The 13,347-nt window shown below is 61.8% G+C and carries 10 protein-coding genes; 7 read left to right on the forward strand and 3 right to left on the reverse strand.

Annotation, left to right across the window (positions count from 1 at the left end):
• The first annotated feature begins 110 nt into the window (after positions 1 to 110).
• Positions 111 to 2,555: a penicillin-binding protein 1A gene (locus QRN61_RS02025; RefSeq protein WP_439958302.1), complete on the forward strand. Its 2,445-nt coding sequence runs from the start codon at positions 111 to 113 to the stop codon at positions 2,553 to 2,555.
• 246 nt (positions 2,556 to 2,801) lie between these two features.
• Here the strand turns inward: QRN61_RS02025 and QRN61_RS02030 are convergent, their stop codons facing one another.
• From QRN61_RS02030 to rpmE, 3 genes are all read right to left on the reverse strand, one after another.
• Positions 2,802 to 4,070, reverse strand: coding sequence for a malic enzyme-like NAD(P)-binding protein (locus QRN61_RS02030; RefSeq protein WP_003220889.1), 1,269 nt, complete (start codon positions 4,068 to 4,070; stop codon positions 2,802 to 2,804).
• A gap of 183 nt (positions 4,071 to 4,253) precedes the next feature.
• Positions 4,254 to 5,036 (reverse strand): thermonuclease family protein, encoded by a 783-nt coding sequence (locus tag QRN61_RS02035; protein ID WP_285373222.1) that lies wholly within the window; start codon positions 5,034 to 5,036, stop codon positions 4,254 to 4,256.
• Positions 5,037 to 5,077: 41 nt separating this feature from the next.
• The gene (rpmE, locus tag QRN61_RS02040; protein ID WP_007968345.1) at positions 5,078 to 5,293 is read right to left on the reverse strand and encodes a 50S ribosomal protein L31; all 216 of its coding nucleotides are present in this window, start codon (positions 5,291 to 5,293) and stop codon (positions 5,078 to 5,080) included.
• 288 nt (positions 5,294 to 5,581) lie between these two features.
• Between rpmE and QRN61_RS02045 the strand changes: the two genes are divergently transcribed.
• The 6 genes from QRN61_RS02045 to QRN61_RS02070 all read left to right on the forward strand — a co-directional run bounded on the left by QRN61_RS02045 (position 5,582) and on the right by QRN61_RS02070 (position 13,150).
• Positions 5,582 to 7,801 carry a primosomal protein N' gene (locus tag QRN61_RS02045; protein ID WP_285373104.1) on the forward strand — a complete coding sequence of 740 codons (2,220 nt, stop codon included), beginning with the start codon at positions 5,582 to 5,584 and terminating at the stop codon, positions 7,799 to 7,801.
• A gap of 230 nt (positions 7,802 to 8,031) precedes the next feature.
• Positions 8,032 to 9,768: an arginine--tRNA ligase gene (gene argS, locus QRN61_RS02050; protein WP_098966806.1), complete on the forward strand. Its 1,737-nt coding sequence runs from the start codon at positions 8,032 to 8,034 to the stop codon at positions 9,766 to 9,768.
• Position 9,769: 1 nt separating this feature from the next.
• A complete protein-coding gene (locus tag QRN61_RS02055) occupies positions 9,770 to 10,477 on the forward strand; it encodes an SPOR domain-containing protein (protein WP_041074932.1) in 708 nt (235 codons plus the stop codon).
• Between the two features lie 234 nt (positions 10,478 to 10,711).
• Entirely contained in the window at positions 10,712 to 11,242 is a 531-nt protein-coding gene (hslV, locus tag QRN61_RS02060; protein ID WP_007968352.1) for an ATP-dependent protease subunit HslV, read from the forward strand.
• A 55-nt stretch (positions 11,243 to 11,297) separates the two neighbouring features.
• The gene (gene hslU / locus QRN61_RS02065) at positions 11,298 to 12,635 is read left to right on the forward strand and encodes an ATP-dependent protease ATPase subunit HslU (RefSeq protein WP_007968354.1); all 1,338 of its coding nucleotides are present in this window, start codon (positions 11,298 to 11,300) and stop codon (positions 12,633 to 12,635) included.
• 143 nt (positions 12,636 to 12,778) lie between these two features.
• On the forward strand, positions 12,779 to 13,150 hold the full coding sequence (locus QRN61_RS02070) for a gamma-butyrobetaine hydroxylase family protein (RefSeq protein WP_027611305.1): 372 nt from the start codon (positions 12,779 to 12,781) through the stop codon (positions 13,148 to 13,150).
• Positions 13,151 to 13,347 lie beyond the last annotated feature (197 nt).

Genomic DNA, 13,347 nt, shown 5'->3' on the forward strand with positions numbered 1-13,347 from the left:
ATAATGCCCAGCGTTTTTTTCCGCTTTTTACTGCCGGCCCAGGCTGTTCTGTGTGTTACCGGAACCCTGTCGCCCAATTCATTCTTTGCCCTGGATGTTCAAAAGCCTTGATTCGTCTGCTGAAATTTTTCGGTTGGTCCATCGTCGCCGTTTTCTGCGGACTGCTTTTAGGTCTCAGCGGCGCGTTTCTTTACCTTAGTCCGGGTTTGCCGTCTGTGGAGGCGCTGAGAAGCATTCAGTTGCAGATTCCGCTCCGGGTCTACAGCAGCGACAACAAGTTGATCGCAGAATTTGGCGAAATGCGCCGTACTCCGATCCGTTTCGCCGACATTCCACCCAATTTCATTAATGCGTTACTAAGTGCTGAAGACGACAATTTCGCCAACCACTATGGCGTCGATCCGAGCAGCCTGATGCGCGCCGCGACCCAACTGGTCAAAAGCGGGCACATTCAGTCCGGCGGCAGCACCATCACCATGCAGGTGGCGAAGAACTTCTTCCTGACCAGCGAACGCAGCTTCTCGCGCAAAACCACCGAGATTCTTCTGGCCCTGCAGATCGAGCGGCAGTTGACCAAGGACGAGATCCTCGAGTTGTACGTGAACAAGATTTATCTGGGTAACCGCGCCTACGGCATCGAGGCGGCGGCGCAGGTGTATTACGGTAAGTCGATCCGCGACGTCAGCCTGGCGCAGATGGCGATGATCGCCGGCCTGCCGAAAGCCCCGTCGCGCTTCAACCCGCTGGCCAACCCGGCGCGCAGCAAGGAGCGTCGCGACTGGATCCTTGGGCGCATGTACAAGCTCGGGAAGATTTCCGAGGCGGACTACACCGCCGCGATCAACGAGCCGCTGAACGCCAGTTATCACGTGCCGACCCCGGAAGTGAACGCACCGTACATCGCCGAAATGGCCCGAGCCGAAATGGTCGGTCGCTATGGCAGCGACGCTTACACCGAAGGTTTCCGCGTCACCACCACGGTGCCGAGCAACCTGCAGGAAATGGCCAACACCGCGCTGCACGAAGGCCTGATGACCTACGATCAGCGTCACGGCTACCGTGGCCCTGAATCGCGCCTGCCGGGCAAGACTCACGAAGCCTGGGCGACAGAGCTGACCAAGCAGCGCACCATCAGCAGCCTGGAGCCGGCCATCGTTACCCAGGTCGACAAGAATGGCTTGCAGGTGCTGACCCGTACCGGCGAAGAACACGTCGCCTGGGACACCATGAAATGGGCGCGGCCGTTCCTCAACACCAACAGCATGGGCGCCGCACCGCGTCAGCCGTCGGATGTGGCGCAGGTCGGCGACCTGATTCGCGTGCAGCGTCAGCCGAACAATTCGCTGAAATTCAGCCAGATCCCGCAGGCGCAAGGCGCGCTGGTGTCGCTGGATCCGCAGAACGGCGCGATTCGCTCGCTGGTCGGCGGTTTCGCCTTCGAGCAGAGCAACTACAACCGCGCCCTGCAGGCCAAGCGTCAGCCGGGGTCGAGCTTCAAGCCGTTCGTCTACAGCGCTGCGCTGGACAGCGGTTACACCGCCGCAACCCTGGTCAACGACGCGCCGATCGTGTTCGTCGACGAGTACCTGGACAAGGTCTGGCGGCCGAAGAACGACACCAACACCTTCCTCGGCCCGATCCGTCTGCGCGAGGCGCTGTACAAGTCGCGTAACCTGGTGTCGATCCGCCTGTTGCAGGCGATGGGTGTGGGCAAGACCATCGACTACATCACCCGTTTCGGCTTCAACAAGCAGGACCTGCCGCCGAATCTGTCGCTGGCGCTGGGCACCGCGACCCTGACCCCGATGGAAATCGCTACCGGCTGGAGCACCTTCGCCAACGGCGGCTACAAGATCACCCCGTACATCATCGACAAGATCGAAAGCCGCAACGGTGACACGCTGTTCGTCGCCAACCCGCCGACCGTGCCACAGGGTGGCTCGGCGACCGATGGCATCGCGGCGCCGACACCTCAGTCGATCACCGTCAACGCCGCACCGGTTCCGGGTGAAGCACCGGGCGCTGCCGCCGCGCCACAAGCGCCGGCCGTGGCCGAGCGGATCGTCGATGGACGTACCACGTACATCCTCAACAGCATGCTGCAGGACGTGATCAAGCTCGGCACCGGACGCCGCGCACTGGCCATGGGCCGCAGCGACATCGCCGGCAAGACCGGTACCACCAACGAATCGAAGGATGCGTGGTTCTCCGGTTACAACGCCGATTACGTGACCACCGTGTGGACCGGTTTCGACCAGCCGGAAAGTCTCGGTCGCCGCGAGTTCGGCGGCACCGTGGCGTTGCCGATCTGGATGAACTACATGTCTGCCGCGCTCAAGGACAAGCCGCCGCACGTGCAGCCTGAGCCGGAAGGCATCCTCAGCCTGCGGGTGGATCCGGTCAGCGGTCGTGCGGCAACGCCGAGCACGCCGGGCGCCTACTTCGAGCTGTTCAAGTCCGAAGACACGCCGCCCTCGGTGAATGAGCTGGGCAACGGCGCCGTACCGGGCAGTCCGCTGCCGGCGGATGAGCAGGCGCCGATCGATCTGTTCTGATCAATGCACCCCAAAAAGCCCCGCCTTCGATTGAAGTGCGGGGCTTTTTTTATGGCTGTGATTTTATGTTGTCTGGGCCGGCCTCTTCGCGAGCAAGCCCGCTCCCACAGTGAGCGAGTTGTAGCCACAAAACCTGTGGGAGCGGGCTTGCTCGCGAAGAGGCACTGAAGAACACCACAAATCACACAGGCACAAAAAAGCCCCGACTCTCACAAGCCGAGGCTTTCGTTGAAGCGCTACAACGGCTTAGCCGTTGAACACGTCATCCACGCTTTTCAGCGGGTAGTTCTTCGGATACGGCAGGGTGGCCACACCGGTCTCGATCGCAGCCTTGGCCACAGCGTCGGAGATCAGGGTGATCAGGCGCTTGTCCATTGGCTTCGGAATGATGTATTCACGACCGAATTCCAGCGGCGCACCACCGTAGGCGTCGCACACGTCCTGTGGCACTGGCAGTTTGGCCAGTTCGCGCAGGGCGTTGGCCGCAGCCACTTTCATTTCTTCGTTGATGCGCTTGGCGCGAACATCCAGGGCACCACGGAAGATGAAGGGGAAGCCCAGAACGTTGTTGACCTGGTTCGGGTAGTCGGAACGACCGGTGGCCATGATCACGTCGCTACGGGTGGCGTGCGCCAGTTCCGGGGAAATTTCAGGATCCGGGTTCGAGCAGGCGAAGACGATCGGGTTGGCCGCCATCGACAGCAGGCCTTCAGCGCTCAGCAGGTTCGGGCCGGACAGACCGACGAACACGTCAGCGCCTTTCAGAGCATCAGCCAGGCTGCGCTTGTCAGTGGCGTGAGCGAACACGGCTTTGTACTGGTTCAGGTCATCACGGCCGGAGTGGATCACGCCGGTACGGTCAACCATGAAGATGTTTTCGATTTTTGCGCCCATGCTCACCAGCAACTTCATGCAGGAGATGGCCGCAGCGCCAGCGCCGAGGCAGACGATCTTGGCTTCCGGCAGGGTTTTGCCGGCGATTTCCAGGGCGTTGATCATGCCCGCAGCGGTCACGATCGCGGTGCCGTGCTGGTCATCGTGGAATACCGGAATGTCGCACTGCTCGATCAGAGCGCGCTCGATCTCAAAGCACTCAGGTGCCTTGATGTCTTCCAGGTTGATGCCACCGAAGGTGATGGAGATGCGTTTTACGGTGTCGATGAAGGCTTGCGGGCTTTCGGAGTCGACTTCGATGTCGAACACGTCGATGCCGGCGAAGCGCTTGAACAGTACGCCTTTACCTTCCATCACTGGCTTGGAGGCCAGTGGGCCGAGGTTACCCAGGCCCAGAATCGCGGTGCCATCGGAAATGACTGCAACCAGGTTGCCCTTGCCGGTGTATTTGTAGGCCAGTTCAGGATCGCGGGCGATCTCACGCACTGGTTCAGCTACGCCGGGGCTGTAGGCCAGCGACAGGTCGCGGGCGGTAGCAGTGGCCTTGGTGAGCTCGACACTCAGCTTCCCTGGACGAGGATTGGCATGATATTCGAGAGCGGCAGTTTTCAGATCAGACATTTTGGCATTCCGCTTTTTACTGTTGGACAGACTGGTCAGCGAGGATACGCGCCTCGCAAAGTCCCCACAAGACTGAGCGGTCACCCCTGTCAAGCGCGCCGTCCTACGACTTTGGGCCAAGAGCCACGGCGCACAAGGGCTTGACTGTTCACAATCGACAGAAAAAATGTCTACAATTTTTCTTCAGCGCGCGCTTTGCAGCATCGACGGATCGGTCAGCGGCAGCAGCCAACGCGGCTGGCCCGGTTTCAACCCGCCCCGCCGCGAACGGTCGACGACCCAGCCGCGAACCTCGATCTGCCTGCCCTGCAGCGCCTGCAACCGGGCGTTGTCGAATTGTCCGACCAGATTGGGTGCAATGCGCAGTACAACCGAGTCCTGCAACTCGATCCAGATTCCGCCGCGATTGCGCTGAACCTTGCTCACACGCCCACTGACCACGACGAAACCCGAAGTGCGGATCTGCTCCGCTTTCAGTACAGGCGACTGGCGCCAGAGGCCTCGACCGGCCTGACGGGCGCTGCGTTCGGCCGCCTGCTGACAGGCAACAAGATCGACATTCGGTGCCACCGCCACCTGAAAACCGAGGCCGTCGGCGAGCATTTGCGCTTCAAGATTGGTGCCGTTGGTGCTGTAGACATGCGCGAGGGTGCGACCGAAATGGTCTTTGGCCTGCTTGCCGGGGAGCAGACCGACCCGACCCTGGCTGTCCGCCACCAGTGCTTCAAGACGTTTGCGCGCCGCCACGGCGAAGGGTTCGTCACTGCGGCCCTGCTTGCCCAGCTCCGGCGTGTTGAGACCGATCATCCGCACACTGCGCCCATCGCTCAGGCGTAGCGTGTCGCCATCGACCACGCGCTGGACGCTGACGCTGCTCAGGCCGGCAGGCGTGGGGCAAAATGCCTGGGCAGCGGACAGCCAAATCGCGGACACAAAAAAGGCGCCCACAAGGGACGCCTTTTTCATCAGCCTGGAGAAACCGTCGAAGTTTTCCAGAATGACCAATCTTACTTCTTGGCGCCGAAGGCACCGAAACGGTCGGCGAACTTCTGAACGCGGCCACCGGTGTCCAGAGTCTTCTGCTTACCGGTGTAGAACGGGTGGCACTCGTTGCAAACGTCGATCGCCAGGGCTTTGCCGAAGGTCGAACGGGTTTCGAACTTGTTGCCGCAGCTGCAGGTTACTGCAACTTCTGGGTAATTCGGGTGGATATCAGCTTTCATGATGTCTTCCTCAGCTAGCGTGCCGCCACCCAACACTATTGTTGAATACCGCACGTAATTAGGCCGCGGATTCTACCAGACAATGTCAATCGCGCAAGCTGTCCCTGAGACCGACCGTCTGCTAGGCTCCCGGCCCATTGCGCTGTCCCTGTGGGAGCGAGCCTGCTCGCGAAGACGATCTATCAGCCAGCATATCAGCCGCCTGATACACCGCTTTCGCGAGCAGGCTCGCTCCCACAGGTTATATACGCAGTCCTTTTAATCGCCTGCTGATCGAGATCCCCCCGCGTGCCCGACGCCATTCTGCGCCTCGCCCTGCCTTCGCCCCTGCGCCGCCTGTTCGACTATCGGGCCCCGGCCGGGGTGTCGCGTGCCCAGTTGCAGCCGGGCATGCGCCTGCGGGTGCCGTTCGGGCGGCGGGAGATGATCGGGATTCTGGTCGAGATCGCCGATACCAGCGACGTGCCGCTGGAGAAACTCAAGCCGGCGTTGGCCCTGCTCGATACCGAGCCGCCGCTGCCGCCCGCGCTGTTCAAGCTGTGCCTGTGGACATCGCAGTATTACCAGCACAGCCTCGGCGACACCTTGAGCTGGGCGCTGCCGGTGCTGCTGCGTCAGGGCGAACTGGCCGAGGCGCGACAGGAGCGCTTCTGGTCAGTCGCCCCCGGCGCCAGCCTCGATGATCCGCGCGTCGCCCGCGCGCCACGGCAACGGGAAGCGCTGGCGACGCTGGCGCAGCACCCACACGGCGTCGCCCATCAGTTGTTGAGCAAACTGATGCTGAGCAAGGACAGCCTCGACCTGCTGCTGGCCAAGGGGCTGGTGCAGGTGGAGATTCGCCGGCACGCCCCTGGCGTGCGCCATGAACACTGGTTGGCGCAACCGGAACTGCCGCTGAACACCGAACAACGCGCCGCTTACGAGGCGATCCGCGCCGGGTTCGACAGTTATCACGCGTATCTGCTGGCGGGCGTCACCGGCAGCGGCAAGACCGAAGTCTATTTGCAACTGATCCGCGAAACCCTCGAAGCCGGCAAGCAGGTGCTGGTGCTGATCCCGGAGATCAACCTCGGCCCGCAGACCCTGGCGCGTTTCGAGCAGCGCTTCAATGCGCGCATCGCCCTGCTGCATTCGGCGGTCAACGACCGTGAGCGTCTCGATGCGTGGCTCGCCGCCCGTGACGGCGAGGCCGACATTATTATCGGCACTCGCTCGGCGCTGTTCACCCCGATGAAGAACCCGGGTCTGATCATCATCGACGAAGAACACGACGGCTCCTATAAACAGCAGGAAGGCCTGCGCTACCACGCCCGGGATCTGGCACTGGTGCGCGCGCGACAGGAAAACATCCCGATCGTCCTCGGCTCTGCCACGCCTTCGCTGGAAAGCCTGCACAACGCCTACACCGGTCGTTATGGCCTGCTGCGCCTCAACGAGCGGGCCGGCGGCGCCAAGCAACCACGTTTCCTGCGCCTGGACGTGAAAAGCCGCCCGCTGGACAGCGGCATTTCCGGGCCGATGCAGCAAGCCATCGGCCAGACCCTCGCGGCGGGCCAGCAGGTGCTGGTGTTTCTCAACCGGCGCGGCTTTGCGCCGACGTTGCTGTGCCACGATTGCGGCTGGATGTCCGAGTGCTCACGCTGCGATGCGCGAATGACCGTGCACCAGCGCTACGGCGAACTGCGCTGCCACCACTGTGGCAACGTCGAGCGCACGCCGCGCCAATGCCCCAAGTGCAACAAAGTCGATCTGCGGCCGGTGGGCGCCGGCACCGAACGCGCCGAAGAGCGCCTGGCGATTCTGTTCCCGGACTACCCGGTGCTGCGCGTCGACCGCGACAGCACTTCGCGCAAGGACGCGATGAATCAACTGTTCGCGACGATTCAGAAGGGCCAGCCGTGCATTCTGGTCGGCACGCAGATGTTGGCCAAGGGGCATCACTTCCCCCGGGTCACGCTGGTGTCGATTCTGGATGCCGACGGCGGGCTGTTCTCCGGCGACTTCCGCGCCAGCGAGCGCATGGCGCAATTGATCGTGCAGGTGGCCGGGCGCGCCGGGCGGGCGGAGGAGCCGGGCAAGGTGATCATCCAGACCCACCTGGCCGACCATCCTTTATTGGTGCAACTGACCGAGCAGGGTTACTTCGCCTTTGCCGAACAGGCCTTGAGCGAGCGCCGCGCCGCCGGACTGCCGCCGTTTTCACACTTGGCGCTGTTGCGTGCCGAAGCGCACAAACCGGGGCAGGCCGAAGGTTTTCTCGATGAGGCATGCAACGCGGCCGAACGCTTGCTGGTCGAGCAGAATCTGAGCGGCATCGAATTGCTCGGGCCGGTGCCGGCGCCGATGGAGCGCCGAGCCGGTCGCTATCGTGCACAGTTGTTGGTGCAGGCGGCAGCCCGGGCCCCGCTGCATCGGTTGCTCGCCAACTGGTTGCTGGAACTGGAGCAGATGCCGAGCGGGCGGGCGGTGCGCTGGTCGCTGGATGTCGATCCCGTGGATCTGTATTGATCTGAAAATCGCCTTCGCGAGCAAGCCCGCTCCCACAGGGTATGAGCCAGACAAATGAACGCCGCTGATCCATTGTGGGAGCGGGCTTGCTCGCGAAGAGGCCCGAATTGTCACCACATATCCATAAGCTGCCTGCTAAGGTTGGCAAGCCCGTCTTCGCAACGGATAATGCCCAGTTTTTCCACCCGCGCATCGATGCGCCGCCGCGCTTGCGGTCGAAAGAGAAGACCATGAAAGACACCATTCGCCAGCTGATCCAACAAGCCCTCACCCAACTCGTCAACGAAGGTGTGTTGCCTGAAGGCCTGTCGCCGGCGATTCAGGTGGAGAACGCCCGCGACAAAACCCACGGCGACTTCGCCAGCAACATCGCCATGATGCTGGCCAAGCCTGCGGGCATGAAGCCGCGCGATCTGGCGGAGAAAATCATCGCTGCGCTGCCGGCCGACGAGAACGTCACCAAGGCCGAAATCGCCGGTCCAGGCTTCATCAATTTCTTCCAGAACACCCAGGCCCTCGCCTCGCGCCTCGACGCCGCTCTGGCCGACGCTAACGTTGGCGTGCGCAAGGCCGGCCCGGCGCAGCGCACCGTGGTCGACCTGTCGGCACCGAACCTGGCCAAAGAGATGCACGTCGGCCACTTGCGCTCGACCATCATCGGCGACGGCGTGGCCCGTGTTCTCGAGTTCCTCGGCGACGAAGTGATCCGCCAGAACCACGTGGGCGACTGGGGCACCCAGTTCGGCATGCTGATGGCGTATCTGCAGGAAAACCCGATCACCAGCGACGAGCTGTCCGATCTGGAAAACTTCTACCGCGCCGCCAAGCAGCGTTTCGACGAATCCGAAGAATTCGCCGACCGCGCCCGTGGTCTGGTGGTCAAGCTGCAGGCCGGCGATGCCGAGTGCCTGGCGCTGTGGACCAAGTTCAAGGACATCTCGCTGTCGCACTGCCAGAAGATCTACGAACTGCTCAACGTCAAACTGACCATGGCCGACGTGATGGGCGAAAGCGCCTACAACGACGACCTGATCAACGTGGTCAACGACCTCAAAGCCGCCGGCATGCTGGTCGAGAGCAACGGCGCCCAGTGCGTGTTCCTCGACGAGTTCAAGAACGCCGACGGCGATCCGCTGCCAGTGATCATCGTCAAGGCTGACGGCGGTTACCTGTACGCCACCACTGACCTGGCGGCCGTGCGCTACCGCAGTGGCAAGCTGAAAGCTGATCGCGCGCTGTACTTCGTCGACCAGCGTCAGGCCCTGCACTTCCAGCAAGTGTTCGCCGTGGCGCGCAAGGCCGGTTTCGTGACCCATCCGATGGAAATGGAGCACATGGGCTTCGGCACCATGAACGGCGCCGACGGCCGTCCGTTCAAGACCCGTGATGGCGGCACCGTGAAGCTGATCGATTTGCTGACCGAAGCGCAGGAACGTGCCTACAACCTGGTCAAAGAGAAAAACCCGACACTGGCCGAAGACGAACTGCGCAACATCGCCAAGGTTGTCGGCATCGGTGCGGTGAAATACGCCGACCTGTCCAAGCACCGCACCAGCGACTACAGCTTCAACTTCGACCTGATGCTGAATTTCGAAGGCAACACCGCGCCGTACCTGCTGTACGCCTACACCCGTGTCGCCGGGGTGTTCCGCAAACTGGGCAAGGACTTCAGCGAAGTGGACGGCCAGATCGTCCTCGAAGCCGCGCACGAGCAAGAGCTGGCGGCGAAGCTGGCGCAGTTCGGCGAAGTGCTGAACAACGTCGCGGAAAAAGGCACACCGCACATCCTCTGCACCTATCTGTATGACGTCGCCGGTCTGTTCTCCAGCTTCTACGAGAACTGCCCGATCCTCGCCGCCGAGACGCCGGTCCAGATGCAGAGCCGTCTGCGTCTGGCCGCGCTGACCGGTCGTACTCTCAAGCAAGGCCTGGAACTGTTGGGCCTGGAAACTCTGGAGCGCATGTAAGTTGGCTGCCAAGAAAAAACCTGCACCCAAGCGTGGCGCCAGCCGTTACCAAGCTCCTGCAAAGCAACCGATCCCGGGCTGGCTGTGGATGGCCATCGGCCTGACGGTCGGTGCGTTCATCGTGTTTCTGATGAAACTGGAGCCTGGCAAGGGCAGCGACACGGTCAAGCGCGAGAAAGTCGAGCAGGCGCAACAGCAGAAAGCGTCGAAGATCGCCGAGGCCAACAAGACCCCGCCGAGCCCGACGCAACCGGTGAAGCCGAAGTACGACTTCTACACCTTGCTGCCGGAATCGGAAGTGATCGTGCCGCCGGATGCCGTGCCGGAGAAAACCCTGCCGACGCCACAAGTGCCGACCACGCCGGTCACCCCGGCGGAAGCGGCGAAGATCGACACCGCGCGGGCGCAGGCTGCGCTGTCAGGTATTACCCCGCCGCCAGCGCCACCGGTGGCGAAAGCGGCGCCGGTGACCAAGTTCTTCCTCCAGGCCGGCTCGTTCCGCAAAGAGGCGGACGCGGACAAGGTGCGGGCGCAGATCATTCTGCTGGGCCAGGCTGTTTCGGTTGAGTCGGGCACGGTGAAGGATGAAACCTGGTACCGCGTATTGGTCGGCCCGTTCAGCAACCGCGAACAGCTGACGACTGCGCAAAAACAACTGGCCGGCAGCGGCTTCAGCAACCTGTTGTTACAACAACGCCAGAGCCGCTGATTCCGTCAGTCGCATCGCGTCATCGTTCATTCGCGAGCAGGCTCGCTCCCACAGGAATCACGCAGTCCCTGTGGGAGCGAGCCTGCTCGCGAAGGCGTCATAACCGGCACAACATATTCCCGGTCTGTCCTCCGCCGTTCGTCCCCCTGCGCCCTCCCCGGTTGAAATCCTATCCAGCACCCCCATATGAATGGGCATAAGGCATTTTCGCCCCGCTGCGTGGAGACTCTTCCCTTGACCACCATCGTTTCAGTCCGCCGCCACGGCAAAGTCGTCATGGGCGGCGACGGCCAGGTTTCTCTCGGCAACACCGTGATGAAAGGCAACGCGAAGAAAGTTCGTCGCCTGTACCACGGCCAGGTCATCGCCGGTTTCGCCGGTGCCACCGCCGACGCCTTCACCCTGTTCGAACGTTTCGAAGGCCAGCTCGAGAAACATCAGGGCCACCTGATCCGCGCCGCTGTCGAACTCGCCAAAGAATGGCGCACCGACCGCTCCCTGAGCCGCCTCGAAGCCATGCTCGCGGTCGCCAACAAGGACGCCTCGCTGATCATCACCGGCAACGGTGACGTGGTCGAACCCGAAGACGGCCTGATCGCCATGGGTTCCGGCGGTGCCTACGCGCAAGCCGCAGCCAGCGCGCTGTTGAAAAAGACCGACCTGTCGGCCCGTGAGATCGTCGAAACTGCCCTCGGTATCGCCGGCGACATCTGTGTATTCACCAACCACACCCAGACCATTGAGGAGCAGGATCTCGCTGAATAAGCCTGACGCGGCCTAAGTGCCACGGCTTGTTTCTGCTTGAGGACCGTCAATTACTATGTCCATGACTCCCCGCGAAATCGTCCACGAACTCAACCGCCATATCATCGGCCAGGACGATGCCAAGCGCGCCGTCGCGATTGCCCTGCGCAACCGCTGGCGCCGCATGCAGCTGCCTGAAGAGCTGCGCGTTGAAGTGACCCCGAAAAACATCCTGATGATCGGCCCGACCGGTGTCGGTAAAACCGAAATCGCCCGTCGCCTGGCGAAACTGGCCAACGCGCCGTTCATCAAGGTCGAAGCGACCAAATTCACCGAAGTCGGCTACGTTGGCCGTGACGTCGAATCGATCATCCGTGATCTGGCCGACGCCGCGATCAAGATGCTCCGCGAGCAGGAAATGACCCGCGTGCGTCACCGTGCCGAAGACGCTGCCGAGGACCGTATCCTCGACGCACTGCTGCCGCCTGCACGCATGGGTTTCAGCAATGAAGAAGCACCGAGCAGCGATTCCAATACTCGCCAACTGTTCCGCAAGCGCCTGCGCGAAGGCCAGTTGGACGACAAGGAAATCGAGATCGAAGTCGCCGAAGTGGCCGGCATCGAAATCGCCACGCCGCCTGGCATGGAAGAAATGACCAGCCAGCTGCAGAACCTGTTCGCCAACATGGGCAAGGGCAAGAAGAAAGCTCGCAAGCTCAAGGTCAAAGAAGCGCTGAAACTGGTGCGCGACGAAGAGGCCGGGCGTCTGGTCAACGAAGAAGAGTTGAAGGCCAAGGCGCTGGAAGCGGTCGAGCAACACGGCATCGTGTTCATCGACGAAATCGACAAGGTCGCCAAGCGCGGCAATGTCGGCGGCGCCGACGTGTCCCGTGAAGGCGTACAGCGCGACCTGCTGCCGCTGATCGAGGGCTGCACCGTCAACACCAAGCTGGGCATGGTCAAGACCGACCACATCCTGTTCATCGCCTCCGGTGCGTTCCACCTGAGCAAGCCGAGCGATCTGGTGCCGGAGCTGCAGGGCCGTCTGCCGATCCGTGTCGAGCTCAAGGCACTGAGCCCGGAAGACTTCGAGCGCATCCTCAGCGAGCCGCACGCATCGCTCACCGAGCAATATTGCGCGCTGCTGAAAACCGAAGGCCTGAACATCCAGTTCCAGCCGGAAGGCATCAAGCGTCTGGCGGAGATCGCCTGGCAGGTCAACGAGAAAACCGAGAACATCGGTGCCCGTCGTCTGCACACGCTGCTCGAGCGCCTGCTGGAAGAGGTGTCGTTCAGTGCCGGCGACCTGGCCAGCGCGCATGACGACAAGCCGATCCTGATCGACGCTGCGTACGTCAACAGCCATCTGGGCGAATTGGCGCAGAACGAAGACCTGTCCCGTTATATCCTGTAGGTCACTCTTACAGATGTAATGGAACTGTGGGAGCGAGCCTGCTCGCGAAGACGGCAGTACATTCAACCGTTGCGTTGACTGAACCACCCCATTCGCGAGCAGGCTCGCTCCCACAAGGTTCCGCACAAGACGGAAACCTGCTCATGATCCCCACCGACATCAAACTGCACAAAGCCTCGAAAACCCTGACGCTCAAATACGCGTCCGGCGAGGAGTACACCCTGCCCGCCGAATTCCTGCGCGTGCATTCCCCTTCCGCCGAGGTCCAGGGCCACGGCAAACCGATCCTGCAATTCGGCAAGCTCAATGTCGGCCTCAGCGGCCTGGAACCGGCCGGTCAGTACGCACTGAAACTGACCTTCGACGACGGTCACGACAGCGGCCTGTTCACCTGGGATTATCTCTACGAGCTGGGGCGACGTCATGACGCACTCTGGGCCGATTATCTGGCCGAGCTCAAAGCGGCCGGGAAAACCCGCGATCCGGACGAGTCAATCGTCAAGCTGATGCTCTAGTCCGAGACTCTTGCTCTTTAGAGGGCATTTTCTAAATTCATCTGTTTGAATGCTCTGCTGTGTGGCCGAGGATCGGCCTGCTTGCGAAAAAAATTAAACTCGGGTAACCAATGGAGCTGGCAAGTTCCCTGCAGTGCTCTACGACTGTAAAGCAGCTATGCAGAATTAACGGTCACCCGAGCAGTAGTACCTGGCAT

Source organism: Pseudomonas sp. lyk4-TYG-107 (assembly GCF_030209055.1).
Classification (GTDB): Bacteria; Pseudomonadota; Gammaproteobacteria; order Pseudomonadales; family Pseudomonadaceae; genus Aquipseudomonas; species Aquipseudomonas putida_A.